Genomic DNA, 18,674 nt, shown 5'->3' with positions numbered 1-18,674 from the left:
TTTCCGATCGAGGCCCCAACGAACGGTATGGTCTCGCTCTCGGGGGCACGCGGATTCGTGAAGCGCGTCTACGGGGACTTCTCGGACAAGAACGTGACGTTCATGGCCGCGGGGCTGGCGTACAACGCCTTCGTCTCGCTGGCGCCGTTGCTCCTCGTGCTGTTCGTCGCGCTGAACGTGGTCGGCGGGGGCCTCGAAGCGCGCGTCGTCGACGCGGCCCAGCAGTATCTTCCCGGCCCGATCGCCGAGGTCGTCACCGGGCTGTTCGGCGACGAGGCGTCGGGCGCCGGGGCGTCCGTGATCGGCTTCGTCGTGCTGATATGGGGGGCGCTGAAGATCTTCCGCGGCCTCGACACCGCCTTCTCGGAGATCTACGAGACGACCAGCGAGAACTCCCTCGTCGACAAGTTCCGCGACGGCGTCATCGTGTTCGGTGCGCTCGTCGTCGCGGTGCTGGCGACCGTCGGCGTCAGCGCCGCGGTCGGACTGTTCGCCGACGCGGTCCCACTGCTCAGCTACGTGTCGCCGTTCGTCCTCCTCGGCGGGCTCGTCCTCGCCTTTCTCCCGATGTACTACGTCTTCCCGGACGTCGACACGGGGATCCGCGACGTCCTGCCCGGCGCGGTCTTCGCCGCGGTCGGGTGGGCCGCCTTCCAGGCGCTCTTCCAGGTGTACCTCTCGTTTTCCGATCCCGGGTCGAGCAGCTTCTTCGGCGGCGTCATCGTCGTCGTCACGTACCTCTACTTCTCGGCGCTCGTGCTCCTGCTGGGTGCAGTGATCAACGCAGTGGAGGGCGAACACTCCTCGGGCCGACCCGGCGGCGTCGGACGTGGCGCGGCCAGCCAGCGGACCAACCGGGAGGGGACGCTCGACCGCGAACAACTCGGCGCCTATCTCCGCGGACTGGACGAGCGGCTGACCGCTCGCTACGACACCTCGGAGTCCGGCGCGAACGACGACCGCCCGCCGAGACCCGACGGACCGGTTCACCTCGTCGAGTCCGTCCAGGACGAGGCAGACGGCAAACGCTGGACGGTGGAACTGAGCTGGCGCGTCAGCGACGAGCGACTGAATCGCGAGGGGCGCGATTCGACCCGGGCGGCGCAGTCCGCGGACGACTGATCGACGGGATCTGCCGGACGGGATCAGCCGGACTCGTCGGCGTCGCGCAGCGACCCGCGTTCGTCGACGCCGATCCGTCCCTGTAGCTCCTGCTCCGGCGCCGGGTTGATCGTGATGCCGGCGTCTTCGAAGCGCCCCCGGACCCGCTGTGCGAACGTCGACCGGACGTCGGCCACCTCCGGCTGTCGCGTCTCCCCGAGCCAGAAGTGGGTGCGGACGAGGACCGCGTCGTCCCCGAGTTCGTCGACGAACGCGACCGGTTCGGGATCTTCCCGTACCGCGTCGATCCCCCGGGCTGCCCCGACGAGGATGTCGATCGCCTCGTCGGGGTCGTCGGCGTAGTCGATGCCCACCTGTTCGACGATCCGGTAGCGCCCCCGGCCGAAGGGTCGCGTGATCGGCTGGCCCGTGAGGACGGTGTTGGGGACGGTAACGAGCGCGCCGTCGGGGCTCTCGACGCGGGTCACCCGGAGCGTGATCGCCTCGACCGTCCCGCTGCCGTCGTCCCACTCGATGTAGTTGCCGACGCTGAACTCCGGGTCGAACACGAGGACCAGGCCGCTGACCAGCGACCCGACGACCGCCTGGGCGGCGACGCCGACCGCGAGCGTCGCCGCGGCGACGACGATGGCGGAGCTGGTGAGGACGTTCGCGTAGCCGGCCATGCCCGCGCCGACGACGAGCGCGAGCAGGACGACGACCACGCGGACGTACCGCGTGATCGCGTCCTGGATGGTCGGGTTGTTGTGGTTGCGGCGCCGGACCACGCGGGAGACCGCCGGTTCGAGGAGGTACCAGCCGACGAGGAGGACGACGATCGCCCCGAGGAAGAACCACGCCCCGCGGACGACCGTCGGCGCGAAGTCGAACAGCTCCTCCGGACCGACCCCCGGTGTCGGCGTCGAGGTCCCGGTCCCGGTCTCGGTCTGTGCCGGGGGAAGCGCGACGCGCACGACCATGCCGAGACGCCCGACCGCGCCGGACTAAGGTATGCGGAGGGTACCGGCTCTGCGACGCCCGAGCCGGCTTCCGGTCGCCGTCCGTGGCTGACGCGGTCGGCGTCTCGACGCACCTCCGAATACGAGGGGAGCTCCGTGGACAGGGCAGAAAGCACTTCCCGCAGGCCCGGGTCGGTCGGCACATGGTAGACAGGTCAACGGATACGAAACGTGTCGTTGCCGGTGGGCTGGCAGGGGGAATCGCCGCGTGGGTGCTCGGGTACCTCGCGCTGTATCTCACACACGCCAGCAACATCGAGAACTCGCTGGGATCGAACGTGCTGAGCGCGCTGACCGACGAGAACGTCACCTGGAAACTCGTCGGGTGGCTGTTCTACAACGCGCACAACGTGACCGTCAAGATCCCGGGCCTGTTCGGCGGGCAGACCGCCCAGAACTTCGTCGCCGGCGCCGAGGAAACGGCGCTGACCGCCTTCCTCGTCGTGCCGCCGCTCCTGCTGGTCGCCGCCGGGATCGTGGCCGCCTGGAACACCGCCAGCGAACCGACGACCGCAGCGCGCAACGGCGCGGTCGTCGTGCTGGGGTACCTGCCGCTGTCGGTCGCCGGTGCCATCCTGTTCGCCATCTCGGTCGGCGACGCGACGGCGGCCCCCAACCTCGTCACGGCCGTCCTGCTGGCCGGCGTGGTCTACCCGCTCCTGTTCGGTGCCGTCGGCGGGCTGATCGGCGGACACCTCTCGGCGGGCGGAACCGACAAGGCCGCCTCCGTGGGACGGTCCGACACGCTTTAGTCACCGCTCGTCCACCAACGGGCAAATGGGCCAGGGACAGCGACGAGAGTTGGCCGAGCGGATCGCCGGCGAGATCGCCCTGAGCGACGACCCCGGCGGCACGCTCAGGAAGTGGCGCACGGACTTCGAGGTCGCGCAGACGGAACTGGCCGACGAGCTGGGCGTCTCGCCGTCGGTCGTCTCCGACTACGAGAGCGGCCGGCGCGAGAGCCCGGGTATCGGCGTCGTCAAACGCACCGTCGAGGCACTGCTCGAGATCGACGCCCGCCGCGGCGGCAGCCACATCCGTCAGCACGCCCGGGTGCTCTCGGCGGGGTTCGACGCGGACATCGTGCAGGACCTCCGGGAGTACCCCACCGCCGTCCCGGTCGAGGACTTCTACGACGCCATCGGCGCCACCGAGATCGTCTCCGGTGCGCAGGACACGGTCGCCGGCCACACCGTCATCGACAGCATCCAGGCGATCTCCCGGCTCTCCTCCGAGGAGTTCTACCGCCTCTACGGCCAGTCGACCAACCGGGCCCTGGTGTTCACGAACGTCACCAGCGGCGAGGGCGCGATGGTCGCCCTCAGAGTCCTGAACCCGACGCCCAACGCCGTCGTCCTCCAGGGGCTCGATGACGAGAGCGTCTGGGAGCACGCAGCCGATCTGGCGCGCATCGACGGCTACTCGCTGGCCGCCTGCCCGACCGACCTCGACGACATGCTCGCCCGCGTTCAGGAACTGCCGTAGCGTGCCACTACTTCGCACGCCGGACGAACGCTGAAGGGCCTCGGCCGAGTCCCCGCGGGCATGAGCGGACCGGTCTTCATGGAAGCGGAGCGAGTGACGTTTCACCCGGTCGAGGAAGCCGATCTGGAGTTCCTCCAGACGATCATCAACCACCCGGAGGTCCGCGAGGGCCTCGCCTCGACCCGACCGATCAACATGGCCGACGAGCGCGAGTGGTTCGAGTCGCTCGGCGAGGACGGCGTCCAGTTCCTCCTCCGGGTCGACGGCGAGCGCGTCGGCACGATCAGTTTCCGCGACGTCAGCGGCGAGTGGGGGACGGCGGAACTCGCCTACTTCTTCCACCCCGACCACTGGGGCAACGGCTACGCGACCGAGGCCGCCCGCCGGATGGTCGAGTACGGCTTCGACGAGCGTCGATTCGACAAGATCTGGGCGCGCGTGTTCGCGTTCAACGATGCCTCGATGCGGGTGCTGGAGAAGGTTGGATTCGAGCACGAGGGAACGCTTCGGGGGCAGGCGTTCGCCCGCGGCCGCCGCGTCGACATGGAGCGCTACGGCGTCCTCGCTTCCGAGTGGTGACAGACTAACAACGGCGAGGGCGTCATACTACAGTTCACGTTCCCCTTCTTCGTTTCTTCAATTTGCTCAGTACAGACTACGTCAGTAACAATTTGGGTTGTAGTCTTCTCCGGGGTCGGAATGTGCGGGTATCAGTCGAATACCGTCTTCGACCAATTTGATGATGGTCGTTCGCAGTGTGGGTTGTTTCACCACATCAGTGACGCTGATGCTTTTCGTCTGGTTCTCATCGGTGGCTATCAGTTCGTATTCGTGTCTATCGGGGTTAGCATCAGCGTAGATGCGTTCCTCTGTCTGTCTATCGTCTGCATCAACTGTATACGTGGATGAAAAATACGGAGGGTCAGAGACTGGAGGATCAGCCCGAATTTCGACAGATGCTGTCGCTCTCGCCGTCCGTTCGTTCCAGACCCCTATATCCGGTGCAATAGTTTGTTCTTCACAAGTGTTCGTTCCACGGGTAGAGCCAGTACTCCGAGCAGATCCCGTGATGGGTGTTGATTCGGTACTGCGAGCCGTATCAGCACGTTCTGGCGGTATCTCTTCAGTGTCCGTCCCCTGACCTCTGTTAGCACCACCATCAGACTCGCTAGTACACCCCGCAAGACCGGCTATGGCAGCCACTGATACGTATTCCATAAACGTTCGTCTGTGTGTCACGTCCTGTGTCTGTACTGTCAATAGTTGAGTGTCTTTGGGTAACAGTCCGCTGTGGAGGGAGGATCAGTTGTTCAGTATGCGCACATACTGAGCAGCGGACCTACAGCCCGAGTTCCCGCCCGAGGACCAGCCGCTGGATCTCGCTGGTTCCCTCGCCGATCTCCATGAGCTTCGCGTCGCGGAAAAAGCGCTGGGGCGCGAAGTCCGTCGTGTAGCCGTAGCCGCCCAGCACCTGCACGGCGTCTTCGGCCACTTCCCGGCAGATCTCGGAGGCGTCGAGCTTCGCCATCGAGGAGAGGCGGGCCACGTCCTCGCCCTCGTCGTACGCCACGGCGGCCTTGTGCGTCAGCAGGCGCGCGCGCTCGATCTTCCGGTCCATCGCGACGAGCATGTCCCGCACCGCGTCGAACTCCCCGATGGGCTGGCCGAACTGCTCGCGCTCCTTCGCGTACTCCAGCGCCGCCTCGAAGGCGCCCTGCGCGAGGCCGACAGAAAGCGCGGCGATCGAGATGCGCCCCCCGTCGAGAGTCTTTTTCGTCTGGTCCCAGCCCTCGCCGGGGTCGCCGAGGACCCGGTCCTCGGGCACCCGCACGTCCGACAGCGTGATCTCGCAGGTCGGCGAGGCGTTCAGCCCCATCTTGTCCCAGACGGCCGAGACCTCGAACCCGTCGTCCTCCGGGTCCACGACGAACGTCGAGATGCCGTCGTAGCCCGCGCCGGGTTCCGTGACCGCCTTGACGAGCACCGACCCCGCGACGTTCGCGTTGGTGATGAACTGCTTCGTCCCGTCGAGGACCCACTCGTCGCCGTCCCGCTCGGCGGTGGTGTCCATGTCCGAGGCGTCCGACCCCGACCCGGGTTCGGTGAGCGCCCACGATCCGAGGTACTGCCCTGTCGCGAGCGGTCGGAGCCACTCCTCCTTCTGCTCGTCCGTGCCGAACAGCTCGATGGGCTTGCTCGCCAGCGAGACGTGCGCCGCGTAGGAGAGGCCGATCGAGCCGGACACCCGCCCCAGCTCCTCCGTGACGAGCGCGTACATCAGCTGGTCGCCACCGAGTCCCCCGTACTCCTCGGCAATCGGGACGCCCATCACGTCGAGGTCGGCGAGCCTGTCGAACACCTCCTCCGGGAAGCGGTGCTCGTCCTCGATCTCCTGAGCGATGGGAGCGATCTCCTCGTCGCAAAAGTCCCGCACCGTCTCCCGGATCATCCGGTGTTCGTCGGGGAGGGTGAAGTCCATACGCCGACGTACGCCTTGCGTGGACATATAGCATGGTGGCGGCGCTCGCGGCGTCGTCAGCTACGCCCAACCGCCGGAGGCCCACAAGACACATACCACCCCGCCCGGACGGCCGAGACGTGCCTTCCCGAGAGCGACGCGCCCTCCTGCGAACGGTCGGCGTCGCGGCCGCCACCGCACTCGCGGGGTGTCCGGGCGGGGAGTCCCGCGACACGGACACCCCCACCGACGCCGAGCCAGCACCGACCGCCAGTCCCTCGTCCACGCCGACGGCGCGACCGACGGAGTCGCCGACCGCGACCGCCACCGACGCGGAGACGGCGACGGAGACGGACACTCCCGACGAGGCGACGCCCGAAACGGACGGTGCCGGGTCGGTTCGGTCCGACACGGGCTGGCCGCTTCCCCGAGAGGGTGTGGCCAACGGCGCTCACAACCCCGAGGGGGTTACTTTCGAGACTGCGCCGGTCGAGACGTGGCGGGCCGAGCCGCCCGAGACGGACGCCGACCACTACTCCCCCGAGTACGCGAACCCGGTCGTGGCCGACGGGCGGGTGTACGCCACTGGCCGGTTGTTGCACGGGCCGCACGTGTCCCCGCCCGAGCAGCAGTTCCTGCACGCCGTCGACCCGGCGACCGGCGAGCGGCTCTGGGAGTACGAGTTGACCGACGACGATGAGTCAGTGGCGCAGGCGTCCGCCTGTGCCGTCCGCGGCGACAGGGTGTACGTCGGCGCCGACGACCGGCTCCACGCCGTCGACGCCGCCGAGGGGACAGCCCACTGGACGCGCCGGCTCCCGGAAGGTGTCGATGTCGTCCACCCCACCGCCGAGGGGGTGGTCCTCGCGACGGGGTGGTCGGTCCGAGTCCTCGACGCCGACGGCGAGCGCCGCTGGGAACACGAGTTCGGCGAACACGTCGGCGCCCGACCTGCGCTGGGCGACCGACACCTCTACGTCGGCGCCTCGGGGAAGCAACTGGTCGCCTTCGATCCGGCGACCGGGCGTGGAAGGCGACCGCGATGCCACCGAACGGCACCGACGAGGGGGGTTGGGCGGTGAAGACGGTGGTCGCCACTGACGAGCGGGTCGTCGCACGCCGGACCAGCGGGGTCGTCTACGCCTTCGACCGGACGGGGGAACTCGTCTGGCACGAGCGCGGCCGGGGCAGGGGACTGGCCGCCGACGACGACCGCCTCTACGTCGGTCAGGTGGGCGGGCTTGTGGTAGCGACCGACCCGTCGACGGGCGAGCGTGTCTGGGAGCGGACCGTCGGTGACCGGACGAGCGACGCGCGGCGGGGTGTGGGGTCGATGGTCGTCGGCGACGACGCACTCTACGGGGCGGTCACCGACGGCACGCTGTTCGCGCTGCGTCCCGACGACGGGTCGATCGTCTGGACCGCCGAAGCCGATGTCGAGCACGTCGCGCTCGGGTCCGAAGCGCTGTACGGCCTGGGAGACAGTGAGGGAGAACTCCGCCAGTGGACCGCGAGCGGAGGCGGCGGACAGAACCACTAAACCCGTGGGGTGTGACTCGGCGGACGGATGGCGTTCAGGCGATTCCTTCGGGGGACGGTTCCCTGGCCGACGCTCGAAGGGGCGATCCGGGAGGTGATGACTCGCTACGATCTGGAGACGGCCAGAGTCGTCTTCCTCGAGGCGGACAACTGGCTGTCGACGCCCTGCGTCGTCAACGACCAGTTGTTCGTGAAGGTCGTCACCGAGCAGAACTCGCTGGTCCACGCGCTTTTGACTGCCGGCCGCAATCTCGGCGCCTTTTCCTCGGGAACGGAGGGCTTTTTCCAGCGCTTCGACGCGCCCATCGAGATGGCCGAGCACGAACTGGAGGCCAACGAGCGAATGCGCGAGATCGGCGTCAACGCGCCCGAGCCCAAGGAGGCCTTCGAGTACGACGACGTGGCCGTGATGGTCCTCGAATACCTGCCCGATTTCCGGGCGCTCGACGAGTTGCCGCCCGACGAAGTCCGCGATCACGCGGTCGGCCTCTTCGAGGCGCTCGACCGGATGCACGACAGCAACCTCGCGCACGGTGACCTCCAGCGCGAGAACGTCCTCGTCTCCGGCGGCGAACTCTACTTTATCGACGCGACGAAGGTCCGCGGCGACGCCATCGAGGACGCCCGGGACTACGACATCGCCTGCGCGCTCGGCGCCCTCGAACCGCTCGTCGGCGCGCGGGACGCCGTCGCCGCCGCCCTCGAGGTCCACGAACCCGAAGCGCTGCTCGACGCCCGTGACTTCCTCGACTTCGTCAACATCCGGCCGGAACACGATTTCGACGGCGCTGCCGTCAAAGGCGAGATCGAGAAACACGCCGCTTGAACCGGCCGCGTGTCCCAGTCGCTGAACTACCGGAGCCCGGCTGTTGAAGCGACGGACGGGTCAGGAGTTCCGGGCTCGCGCGGTCAGGTAGATCCCGGCGAGGACGACGATGCCTCCCGCGAGAGTCCACGATCCCGGCACCTCGGCGAGCAAGACCAGCGCCAGCAGCGTGCTCCCGACCGGCTCGCCGAGCAGCGAGACGCTCACCACCGACGACTCGACGTGTTCGAGCGCCCAGTTGATGACGGTATGCCCGAAGACGCCCGGGCCGACCGCCATCGCGAGGAACAGTGCCCACTCGACCGGCTCGTAGCCGAGGAGAGCGTCGCCCTGCGCGAGCACGATGGCTCCGAGGACCGCGGCACAGGCCGAGTAGACGACCGTGACGTAGGGGACCAGCGCGACCCGGGCGCGTAGCGACCGCCCTGCAAGCACGTAGGCGGCCATCATCACCGCACCGACCAGTGCGAGGCCGTTCCCCGCGAGCGGGTGCGGACCGACGGCCGCGCCGCCGAGGAGTTCCCCTAGCGACATGGCCACCGCGCCCGCGAGCGCGATCACGATGCCGGTTAGCTTTGCGAGCGTGAGGCGTTCGCCGAGGTACAGCGACGCACCGACGGCGACGAACAGCGTCTGGGACTGGACGAGCGTCACCGAGGCCGCGACGCTCGTCCACCGCACCGACTGGAACCACGCGGCGAAGTGGATCGCGAGCGCGATTCCCGTGACGGCCGCGGCGAGAGCGTCCCGGCGGTCGAGCGACTGCAGGTCCTCACCGTGGCGGGAGAACGCCAGCGGCGCGAGCACTCCGGCGGTGAAGAGGACGCGGTAGAAGGCGGCGACGGTCGGCGGGGCCTCGCTCCAGCGGACGAGGATCGCACTCGTCGCGACCGCGAGGATGGCGACGACCAGCGCCGCCATCGGCGACACGCGGGATTCGAGGCGACGCGACAGCGTCTCGCCGGCCATTGACCTCTCGTTGGACGAACGGCGCCTTTCGTCTTCCGATGGGCACGCGTCGGTCCAGGTGAACCGAATAGCGCCGGGTCCATCCCCCGGAAATTCCTCGCGTGTGACATAGATCCCGTTACCTGACGCGCAGGTTACAGTGTCATGCATTCTCACCCGGCTGGAGAGTTGGATAACGCGGTCGTACCCGCCGCGGTGGGTGCTCGTTCCGACTGTTTCACCGGCGACCGCGGAGTCTGCGGATCGCTGACCCTGAACTGGATCGTGGCGTAACGACGGCACAGATGGACGTTCGTGCCGGTCCGCTCGGTTTCCTGGCCGGGCTGATCGCGGGTGAGTCGGGCCGTCAGCTCGACGGGGTGAAACGGTCGGGAGAGTTCACTCGCCCGATCGGTAACACCGCGTTGTCCGGCGCTCTACCCGACGTTACCGACAGTGGTCTCTGAATAACAACGAGTGTGGGTATCCGTGCGTTCGGTAGCATGCTCGACGACTCAGGATCGATAGCAGGACCGACGAGCGGCCGACTGGTCGTAGTCGGTATCGTCACGCTAGTCGCGTTAAGTACAGTGGTCGCCGGCGCGGTCGATCTCGGATCGACCGGAGGGCCGTCAGCAGCAGTCGACGACGCCGCACCGGCCGCCCAGGAACAACCGGGCGGCGGCTTCGCGGAGTCGACCAACCTTACCGACGCGGACTCGACGTTCAACGGCGAAGGCGTCAACGACACCGCCGGGCAAGCCGTCGCGAACGCGGGCGACGTGAACGGCGACGGCGTCGACGACCTGATCGTCGGCGCACCACGCAACGGCAGCGCCGGGCCGAACACCGGCGCCGCCTACATCATCTACGGCCCCGCCGAACCGGGCGAGGTGAACCTCACCGACGCCGACGTGGTTCTCCACGGCGCCACGAACAACGAGCTGGCCGGCTGGTCCGTCTCCTCCGCGGGCGATCTGAACGGCGACGGCATTGACGACGTGGTCGTCGGCGCGCCGGGCAACGACACTGCGGCGCCCAACGGCGGCGCCGCGTTCGTGATTTACGGGAACGAGTCGCTGCCCGCGGAGATGAACCTCTCACAGGCCGACGCCGTCCTCGCTGGCACCGAAGCCTACGGCCAGGCGGGTTACTCCGTCTCCGAAGTGAATCGGTCGGGTGCTGACGGAGTTGCCGTCGGGGCGCCGTACGCCAACACCACCGGGACGGACGCCGGCGCGGCCTACGTCGTCGACGGCGATACGCTCAACGAGTCCGGCGACGCAGTCGTGAACCTCTCGGACGCCGACGCGGCCTACTTCGGCGAACGCAACGGCAGCCACGCCGGCTGGTCGGTCGCGAACGCGGGCGACATCGACGACGACGGCGTCGCAGACGTGGCGATCGGCGCGCCCGGTTACAACGCTACCGTCGACGCCGGAGGCGACGCGGGGACCGAGCGACTGAACCGGACCGGGATGGCATACGTGGTGAACGGCTCCGCGGACGGCGACGTCTCGCTCGACGAGGCGACCGCCGCCTTCCGCGGCGCCTCCGAGGGCGACCGCGCGGGCTGGTCGGTCGCCGGCGAGGGCGACGTGAACAACGACAGCACCGCCGACCTGATCGTCGGCGCCCCGTACAACGACTCGAACAACCGGACGAACGCGGGCGCGGCCTACGTCGTCTACGGTGACGCGGCCTTCGGCGACGAGAGCGCCGCCGACGTAACGCTCGCCGACGCCGACGTCCGCCTGGCCGGTACGGGCGCGCTCGACCGCACGGGCTGGTCGGTCGCCTCGTACGGCGCTAACGGTACGGGCTGCGACGCGGCGAGCGACGTGCTCGTCGGCGCACCGTTCGACGACACGGCCGGCGAGAACGCCGGCGCCGCCTACCTGGTCGACGGCGGTGACTCGTTCGACGGCGACGTGAACCTCACCGACGCCGACGCGACCTTCCACGGCGCCGGCGAGGACGACTGGGCCGGCTACGCCGTCGCCGACGCCGGCGACCTCTACGACGACGGGACCGCCGACGTCGCGATCGGTGCGCCGTACAACGATTCGCTGAACCGCACCGACGCGGGCGCCGCGTACGCGGTCCAGGCCGACTGTCCCGAGACGGTGGGCGCGGAGCCCGAAGCCCCCGAGACGACCGAGAACGCAACCGACACCGTGACGGAAACCGAGACGGCGACCGACGCGGAAACCGAGACCGAGACGGTCACCGAAACGGACACCGTCACTGACACCGAGACGGCCACTGAAACGGAAACCGCCACGGAGACGGTGACCGCGACGGAGACCGACACGACCGTCGCCCCCGAAACCGAGACGGACACGGCGACCGGGACTGACACGGCTACGGATACCGACACAGCGACCGATACGGACGGTCTAACGGGTACGGAGACGCCGACCGACACCGAGGCGCCCACTGAGACGACCGAGACGGCGGCGCCGCCCGGCGCCGAACCCGAGGAGTCGATCAACTTCGTCTCGTTCTGTTTCGACTCGGACCAGACCGACCGCCGAGTGATCATCATCAACTCCGTCACCGACGACGAGGACGGCGACCCGGTGACCGTCAACTACCGCAGGGGCGGCCCCGGCCTCGGACCGGAATCGGTCGTCCACGGGACCGACTCGGGCCTCTACGAGCAGACGGGGAGTCCGGGCGTCGTGGAGGCCGCTTCGGGGAGCGACGTGAGCGGCGACCGCTCCGCGAGCAACCCGTGCGCCGGCGGCCAGACCGAACTGCGCTTCTCGCAGGGCGAACTCGAGCGCGGTTCGATCAAGGCGTACCCCGACGACGCGGACGCGGGTGAAGGCGCCGAGACCGAAACCCCCGACGGTGGCGACGACAACGGGGACGGCGGTGGCGCGGGCAACGCGCCGGCCGGCGACCAGACCGCGCTGGAGACCCTCTCTACCTCGCCGCTGTTCCCGGCTCCCTTCGTCGGGCTGATGGCCCTCTCGATCGCCGTGCTGGCCACTGCTCGCACGCGCGAAGAGTAAGCAATTCTCGGACGCAGCGACCTCTCCCGAACCGGCGGGCGGTGCGTTTTCCCCGGCCGCCCGCGAATCAGTATCCCAGTCCTTGGTAGTCAATAACACATTCGTACCCGAATCACGGCCAGCAGCGACGCACGACTGCCGATCGTAATTGCTCGTTTCACCGTCACGGTCCGCCGGATCGGGCGCGACGATACCGTTCCGAGAAGCGCTGGACGGCAGTGTCGCGGCCACGACCCCTCGATGGTAAGTGCAGGCAAGGTACCACCGGTCACGGGCCCTCTCAGGCGGCGGTTCGACCGCCCTGTGAGGGGGCCGTTCGACCGCTGCCCGCGGCGTCGACTTCGGTCGCAGTAACGTTGTGCTGTCGAGATCCCAGCGCTGACCGGCGAGGACGAACTTCTCCTTATCGAACCCTTGGTCGACGCTACTCAGATAGGTAACTCAATAACAATGTCTGTTCCTTCCGTGTCCTCGTTGCCATGTCTCCAGACGATGGGGGCGGGTCGACACGTGGAAGACTCGCCGTGATAGGCGTTGTTGCACTGTTTCTGACAAGTACCGCGGTCGCCGGCGCCATCGATCTCGATACTGGATCGCACGCGCCGACAGATGTATCGAGCGCACAGCAGTCCGCATCGAGCGGGTACGCGGACGAGATCAACCTGACGGAAGCGGACGTGAAATACGCCGGTGAAGGCGTCAACGACACCGCCGGGCAATCCGTCGCCTCGGCGGGCGACGTGAACGGCGACGGCGTCGACGACTTGATCATCGGCGCACCACGCAACAGCAGCGCCGGGCCGAACACCGGTGCGGCCTACATCGTCTACGGCCCCGCCGATCCCGGTGAAGTGAATCTCTCCGACGCGGACGTGACGCTCCGCGGCGTCACGAACAACGAGCTCGCCGGCTGGTCCGTCTCGACGGCAGGTGACGTCAACGGCGACGGCATCGACGACGTGGTCGTCGGCGCCCCGGGCAACGACACCGCGGCGCCCAACGGCGGCGCAGCGTTCGTCGTCTACGGCGGCGAGTCGCTGCCCGCAGAGATGAACCTCTCCGCCGAGGACGCCGACGCCGTCCTCGCTGGCACCGAAGCCTACGGCCAGGCGGGTTACTCCGTCTCCGAAGTCAACCGGTCGGGTGCAGACGGGGTTGCCGTCGGGGCGCCGTACGCCAACACTACGGGCCCGAACGCCGGCGCCGCGTACATGGTTAGCGGGCTCACCCTCGGCGAAGCGCCCGGGTCGGTCCTGAACCTCTCGGAGGCCGACGCGGCCTACCTCGGCGAACGCGACGGCAGCCACGCCGGCTGGTCGGTCTCGACCGCCGGCGACGTCGACGACGACGGTACGGAAGACATCATCGTCGGCGCGCCGGGCTACAACGCCACCGCGGCGGAGTCCGCGACGGACGAGGCACAGAACCGAACCGGTGCCGCGTACGTCGTCGACAGTTCGGACTGGGACACGAACTCCCTGGCGGACGCATCGCTCACCCTGATCGGCGAGTCCGCCGGTGACCGCGCGGGCTGGTCGGTCTCGAACGCGGGCGACGTGAACAACGACACCACCGCCGACCTGCTCGTCGGCGCGCCGTTCAACGACTCCCACAACGAGACCGACGCCGGCGCGGCCTACGTCGTCTACGGCGGGGACTCGCTCGCCGGCGAACAGTCGCTCGCCGACGCCGACGTTCGGATGGCCGGCGCTGCCGCGCTCGACCGCGCGGGCTGGTCGGTCTCGGCCGCCGGGTCGGGCGACGTGACCTGCGACAGGGTCGACGACGTGCTCGTCGGCGCGCCGTACAACGACAGCACCGCGGAGAACGCCGGCGCCGCCTACCTCGTCTCCGGCGAGGCGGGGTTAGACGGTGACCTGAACCTCACCGACGCCGACACGACCTTCTTCGGTGAGAACGGCACGGACCGCGCCGGCTACGCTGTCTCCGAGGCCGGTGACCTCAACGACGACGGGTCCGAGGACGTCGCGATCGGCGCGCCGAATAACGACTCGAACGACCGGATGGACGCGGGCGCCGCGTACGTCCTCTTCAGCGACTGTCCGGAAGAGGTCGGTGCGGAGACCGAGACGCCGACCGACACGGCGACGCCGACCGAGACCGAAACCGAGCAGCCGGCGCCAGAGACCGAGACGCCGACCGAGACTGAGACGCCGGCCACGGAAACCGAGACGCCGACCGAGACGAAGACCAAGACGCCGGAAACGGACACCGAGACGCCGGGTGTCGAAACCGAGACCGAAACCCCGGAGACGGACACTCCGGGAACCGATACCGACACTCCGGCCACGGATACTGACACTCCGGCCACAGATACCGACACGGAAACGCCAGTGACCGACACGAAGACGCCCGAAACGGCCACGGATACCGATACGGAGACGCCGGCCACAGACACCGATACGGAGACTCCGGAAACCGATACAGACACCGAGACTCCCGAGACGGATACTGATACGGAGACGCCAGAAACCGACACGGACACCGAAACGCCGGAGACCGATACGGATACGGAGACTCCCGCCACAGACACCGATACGGAGACTCCCGCCACGGACACCGATACGGAGACTCCGATGACCGATACGGACACCGAGACGCCGGAGACCGACACGGACACTCAAACTCCCGAGACGGATACTGACACTCCGGAAACCGACACGGACACGGAAACGCCGATGACCGATACGGACACGGAAACTCCGATGACCGACACGGACACGGAAACGCCGATGACCGACACGGACACCGAGACGCCCGGTGAGGAGCCCACTCTCGACTTCCGTGGCTGTAGTCAGGTCATCATCTCCGGACTCGAAGTCGGTGACGAAGTCGAAGTGGTGGCGATCGACAACGACGGGGACACTGCCACGTTCACGACGACCGCCACCAGCAGTGAGCTTAGCGTCGACTTCGAGAACGATGCGTTCGATGGCCTCGAGGAACCGAAGATCTACCAGGTGCGCGTGAACGGTGACCTGATCGGCACCAACAGTAACGTCGAACAGAACAACCAGGGCATGTACACGTGTGCCGGTGCCGGTGGCGGAAACAACGGAAACAACGGCAACGCGCCGGCCGGCGACCAGGCTGCGCTGGAGACGCTCTCGCAGTCGCCGGCGTTCCCTGCGCCGTTCTTCGGGCTGATGGCGCTCTCGATCGCCGTGCTGGCGACGACGCGCACTCGCGAGAATTAACGACGCACAAGCACCGACCCGACGACCGACGCCAATTTTTTCTCGCCGCGGGCAGACTTTCGACCAGTGACGACACGAGACGTCCGGATCCCGTCCGTCGAGAATCTGCGGGCGCTCGTACTCGGCGACGAGCGGCGGATCACGATGCTCGCACTTCTGGCCGCCGGCGCGTTACTGGTCGTTAGCGCAGCAGTCGACTACCTGGCGCTTCGGGCCGTCGTCGATGAGCAGTCGAGCCTTCACGCCGCGAGCGAGCTGGCGGCCGCCTTCGCGCTGCGCACGCCGCTCGGATACCTGCTCTCGATGGGACTCGCGGCCGGCCACGCCTACCTGAATCGCGGGTACCTCCCCGCGCTCGTCCTGGGGAGCGCGCTCCGGTTCGGCGACGCGGTCTTCTACGTGAGCGACGTTCAGGTGCTGCTCGAGGAGTCGATCGAGTTGTCGGACGCGTCCATCGCCGTCGGCTTCCGACCGTACTTCCTCACGGACCACCCGCCGGAGATCCTGATCTACTCGTCGGTCGGTTTCACGCTCGGACTGCTCGCTCGCCGGTATCTGCGGACGGACTCGAAGGCGTGAGGCGCAACCGCTTTTGCGACGCTCGCCCACGAACGGGTAGACGTGGACGAGACGATCCGCTGGCTCCAGGGCCGCCCCTACTACGAGGGACAGATCGCCGAGCGGCGCGTGACGCCCGGCCGCGAGGCGACCTTCGCCGACGTCGACCTCGACTCGCGACTCGCGAGCGCGCTGGAGTCGAGGGGCGTCGAGCGCCTCTACAGCCATCAGGCCCGGGCCGTCTCGGCCGTCCGCGACGGCGAGAACGCCGTCCTCGCGACGCCGACTGCCAGCGGGAAGTCGCTGGCCTACACCGTCCCGGCCTTCGAGCGGGCGCTCGACGAGCGGGCGACGACGCTCTATATTGCGCCGCAGGTGGCGCTCATCAACGACCAGGAGGAGACCCTCTCGGAGCTGGCCCACGGGCTGGGCTTCGCCTCGGGCGTCTCCGTCGCGCAGTACACCGGCCGACAGGACCGGACGGAGAAGGAGGCGATCCGCGAGCGCCAGCCGACGGTCCTGCTGACGACACCCGATATGCTCCACTACGGGATTGCTCCCCACGCCCACCGGCTGTGGGACTGGTTCTTCGAGCGGCTGGAGACCGTGGTGATCGACGAGGTCCACGAGTACCGCGGCGTGTTCGGCAGCCACGTGTCGCTCGTCTTCCGGCGCCTCCAGCGCATCTGCGAGCGCTTCGACGCCGACCCCGACTGGGTCTGCTGTTCGGCGACCATCGGCAACCCCGTCGACCACGCCGCGACGGTCACCGGCCAGCCGCCCGCGTCGTTCCGGCTCGTCGACGAGGACGAGAGCGCAACCGGACCGACTCACTGGCTGCTCTGGAATCCGCCGGAGTACGGCGACGGCGAGGGGTTCGGGAGCGGCCGCCGCCGCTCCAGTCACGTCGAGACCAAGCGGCTGTTCGTCGACCTCGTCGCGCGCGGCTACCAGACCGTGGCGTTCACCCGATCGCGACAGGTCGCCGAGCGCTACGCGACCGACAGCGCGAGCGACCTGCGCGACCGCGGCGAGCACGAGGCCGCCCGGTCGGTTCACGCCTACCAGGCCGCGCTGACCGACGAGCGTCGCGGGGAGATCGAGGACGGTCTCGACTCCGGCGAAGTGCGCGGCGTCTGGAGCACGAACGCGCTCGAACTCGGCGTCGACATCGGCGGCCTCGACGTCGTCCTGCTCGACGGCTACCCCGGCACGCGGATGGCCGCCTTCCAGCAGGGCGGCCGCGCCGGGCGCGGGACCGACCCCTCGCTCGTCGCGATGGTCGCCGGCGAGGACCAGCTCGACCAGTACCTCATGGCCCATCCACGGGACTTCTTCGACGAGGAACCGGAAGAGGCCATCTCGAACCCCGAGAACGAGAACCTGCTGCCCGGGCACGTGCGCGCGGCCGCACGCGAGAACTGGCTCCGCCCCGACGACGACCGCCACTTCGGCGAACTCTTCCCCGACATCGTCTCGAAGCTGACCGAGGAAGGCGACCTGGAGCGACGGACGACCGACGCGGGGCTGCGCTGGCTCTACGACGGCGGGGCGAGTCCGCAGCACGAGATGAGCCTGCGGACCATCGGCGACCGCGAGGTGCAGCTCCGGGACCGGCGGGACGGAAGTCGAATCGCGGCGCTGTCGTTCGCGGACGCCCTGCGGGACGCCCACCCCGGCGCGATATACCACCACCAGGGACAGGACTACGAGGTGGTCGATCTGGACCTGCGAAACGACGTCGCGGACCTCGCGCCGGTCCGTCCGAACTACTACACGCAGGTGCTCCACGACAAGACGATCACCGTCGAGGAGGACCGCCGCGAGCAGCGACTCCCGACCCACGAGGAGGTCACGGTCCGCTTCGCCGACGTGAGCATGCGCAAGCAGATCACCGGCTACGAGCGATACGACCGCCAGAGCGGCGAGCCGATCGGCCGGGAGGCGCTCGATCTCCCCGAGACGACGCTGGAGACCGAGGCGATCTACTTCACGGTCCCGACCGACGTCGAGACGGATCTCCGGCAAGCGGGCGACGGGCCCGACGCCTTCCCGGGCGCGATCCACGCGGCCGAACACGGGATGATCTCGCTGTTCCCTCTCTCTTTCCTCTGTGATCGCCGGGACGTCGGCGGGCTCTCGACGCCGGTCCACCCGCACACCGACTCCGCGACGATCTTCGTCTACGACGGCTACCCCGGCGGCGTCGGGCTGACCGAGCGCGCCTACGAGACGGTCGTCGACCTCATGGAGCGGACGCTCCGGATGCTTCGCGATTGCCCGTGCGAATCGGGGTGTCCGGCCTGCGTCCAGTCGCCCCACTGCGGGAACGCCAACGACCCCCTCGAGAAGGGGCTGGCGGCGGACCTGATCGCGGCGCTCGTCGAGTAACTCCTCCTTATCGCGGCGTTCCGCACTCGACGGTGCCGAGCGCCGGAGCCGCTCTCACCGTCGTTCGCCGACGATCTGACGGGTGAAACGGTACGGTAACTGATTGTTTCG

General features: G+C 68.4%; 14 protein-coding genes. 11 read left to right on the top strand and 3 right to left on the bottom strand.

The genetic code is table 11. From position 1 onward, the window contains the following. The first annotated feature begins 27 nt into the window (after positions 1-27). Positions 28-1,122 carry a YihY/virulence factor BrkB family protein gene (locus tag AB2U09_RS10415; protein WP_459192648.1) on the top strand — a complete coding sequence of 365 codons (1,095 nt, stop codon included), beginning with the start codon at positions 28-30 and terminating at the stop codon, positions 1,120-1,122. A 23-nt stretch (positions 1,123-1,145) separates the two neighbouring features. On the opposite strand, the gene AB2U09_RS10410 is transcribed toward AB2U09_RS10415, so the two are convergent. Next, the gene (locus tag AB2U09_RS10410) at positions 1,146-2,081 is read right to left on the bottom strand and encodes a mechanosensitive ion channel family protein (protein WP_459192647.1); all 936 of its coding nucleotides are present in this window, start codon (positions 2,079-2,081) and stop codon (positions 1,146-1,148) included. A 182-nt stretch (positions 2,082-2,263) separates the two neighbouring features. Between AB2U09_RS10410 and AB2U09_RS10405 the strand changes: the two genes are divergently transcribed. The 3 genes from AB2U09_RS10405 to AB2U09_RS10395 are packed head-to-tail and all read left to right on the top strand — an operon-like array spanning position 2,264 to position 4,184. Next, a complete protein-coding gene (locus AB2U09_RS10405) occupies positions 2,264-2,872 on the top strand; it encodes a DUF7978 family protein (RefSeq protein ID WP_459192646.1) in 609 nt (202 codons plus the stop codon). Between the two features lie 25 nt (positions 2,873-2,897). Continuing rightward, entirely contained in the window at positions 2,898-3,605 is a 708-nt protein-coding gene (locus AB2U09_RS10400; protein WP_459192645.1) for a helix-turn-helix domain-containing protein, read from the top strand. Between the two features lie 60 nt (positions 3,606-3,665). Beyond that, positions 3,666-4,184 carry a GNAT family N-acetyltransferase gene (locus tag AB2U09_RS10395; protein WP_459192644.1) on the top strand — a complete coding sequence of 173 codons (519 nt, stop codon included), beginning with the start codon at positions 3,666-3,668 and terminating at the stop codon, positions 4,182-4,184. A gap of 760 nt (positions 4,185-4,944) precedes the next feature. Here AB2U09_RS10395 and AB2U09_RS10390 read toward each other — a convergent pair. Then, positions 4,945-6,084 carry an acyl-CoA dehydrogenase family protein gene (locus AB2U09_RS10390; RefSeq protein WP_459192643.1) on the bottom strand — a complete coding sequence of 380 codons (1,140 nt, stop codon included), beginning with the start codon at positions 6,082-6,084 and terminating at the stop codon, positions 4,945-4,947. Positions 6,085-6,203: 119 nt separating this feature from the next. On the opposite strand from AB2U09_RS10390, the gene AB2U09_RS10385 reads away from it, so the two are divergent. The 3 genes from AB2U09_RS10385 to AB2U09_RS10375 are packed head-to-tail and all read left to right on the top strand — an operon-like array spanning position 6,204 to position 8,428. After that, positions 6,204-7,145 carry an outer membrane protein assembly factor BamB family protein gene (locus AB2U09_RS10385; RefSeq protein ID WP_459192642.1) on the top strand — a complete coding sequence of 314 codons (942 nt, stop codon included), beginning with the start codon at positions 6,204-6,206 and terminating at the stop codon, positions 7,143-7,145. Further along, complete coding sequence (locus AB2U09_RS10380; RefSeq protein ID WP_459192641.1) at positions 7,106-7,603, top strand: outer membrane protein assembly factor BamB family protein; 498 nt, start codon at positions 7,106-7,108, stop codon at positions 7,601-7,603. Before AB2U09_RS10385 ends, AB2U09_RS10380 begins: the two co-directional genes overlap by 40 nt. Before the next feature lie 27 nt (positions 7,604-7,630). Next, a complete protein-coding gene (locus AB2U09_RS10375; protein WP_459192640.1) occupies positions 7,631-8,428 on the top strand; it encodes an RIO1 family regulatory kinase/ATPase domain-containing protein in 798 nt (265 codons plus the stop codon). 60 nt (positions 8,429-8,488) lie between these two features. Here the strand turns inward: AB2U09_RS10375 and AB2U09_RS10370 are convergent, their stop codons facing one another. After that, entirely contained in the window at positions 8,489-9,397 is a 909-nt protein-coding gene (locus AB2U09_RS10370; RefSeq protein ID WP_459192639.1) for a DMT family transporter, read from the bottom strand. Between the two features lie 482 nt (positions 9,398-9,879). On the opposite strand from AB2U09_RS10370, the gene AB2U09_RS10365 reads away from it, so the two are divergent. The 4 genes from AB2U09_RS10365 (at position 9,880) to AB2U09_RS10350 (ending at position 18,563) form a co-directional block, all read left to right on the top strand. Then, the gene (locus AB2U09_RS10365) at positions 9,880-12,396 is read left to right on the top strand and encodes a hypothetical protein (RefSeq protein ID WP_459192638.1); all 2,517 of its coding nucleotides are present in this window, start codon (positions 9,880-9,882) and stop codon (positions 12,394-12,396) included. A gap of 524 nt (positions 12,397-12,920) precedes the next feature. Next, complete coding sequence (locus AB2U09_RS10360) at positions 12,921-15,614, top strand: hypothetical protein (protein ID WP_459192637.1); 2,694 nt, start codon at positions 12,921-12,923, stop codon at positions 15,612-15,614. A gap of 66 nt (positions 15,615-15,680) precedes the next feature. Continuing rightward, positions 15,681-16,193 (top strand): hypothetical protein, encoded by a 513-nt coding sequence (locus tag AB2U09_RS10355; RefSeq protein ID WP_459192636.1) that lies wholly within the window; start codon positions 15,681-15,683, stop codon positions 16,191-16,193. A gap of 42 nt (positions 16,194-16,235) precedes the next feature. Beyond that, on the top strand, positions 16,236-18,563 hold the full coding sequence (locus AB2U09_RS10350; RefSeq protein ID WP_459192635.1) for a DEAD/DEAH box helicase: 2,328 nt from the start codon (positions 16,236-16,238) through the stop codon (positions 18,561-18,563). The last annotated feature ends 111 nt before the right edge of the window (positions 18,564-18,674 follow it).

The organism is Halosimplex yunnanense (genome assembly GCF_054504345.1).
The sequence above is the reverse complement of the archived record's forward strand: the minus strand, read 5'-3'. Positions and strand labels throughout refer to the sequence as shown.

What these genes read in the sequence shown, in the direction of transcription:
- AB2U09_RS10415 (WP_459192648.1), top strand. Translation starts at nt 28, where the DNA reads ATGGTCTCGCTCTCGGGGGCACGCGGATTCGTGAAGCGCGTCTACGGG.
- AB2U09_RS10410 (WP_459192647.1), bottom strand. Translation starts at nt 2,081, where the DNA reads ATGGTCGTGCGCGTCGCGCTTCCCCCGGCACAGACCGAGACCGGGACC.
- AB2U09_RS10405 (WP_459192646.1), top strand. Translation starts at nt 2,264, where the DNA reads ATGGTAGACAGGTCAACGGATACGAAACGTGTCGTTGCCGGTGGGCTG.
- AB2U09_RS10400 (WP_459192645.1), top strand. Translation starts at nt 2,898, where the DNA reads ATGGGCCAGGGACAGCGACGAGAGTTGGCCGAGCGGATCGCCGGCGAG.
- AB2U09_RS10395 (WP_459192644.1), top strand. Translation starts at nt 3,666, where the DNA reads ATGAGCGGACCGGTCTTCATGGAAGCGGAGCGAGTGACGTTTCACCCG.
- AB2U09_RS10390 (WP_459192643.1), bottom strand. Translation starts at nt 6,084, where the DNA reads ATGGACTTCACCCTCCCCGACGAACACCGGATGATCCGGGAGACGGTG.
- AB2U09_RS10380 (WP_459192641.1), top strand. Translation starts at nt 7,106, where the DNA reads ATGCCACCGAACGGCACCGACGAGGGGGGTTGGGCGGTGAAGACGGTG.
- AB2U09_RS10375 (WP_459192640.1), top strand. Translation starts at nt 7,631, where the DNA reads ATGGCGTTCAGGCGATTCCTTCGGGGGACGGTTCCCTGGCCGACGCTC.
- AB2U09_RS10370 (WP_459192639.1), bottom strand. Translation starts at nt 9,397, where the DNA reads ATGGCCGGCGAGACGCTGTCGCGTCGCCTCGAATCCCGCGTGTCGCCG.
- AB2U09_RS10365 (WP_459192638.1), top strand. Translation starts at nt 9,880, where the DNA reads ATGCTCGACGACTCAGGATCGATAGCAGGACCGACGAGCGGCCGACTG.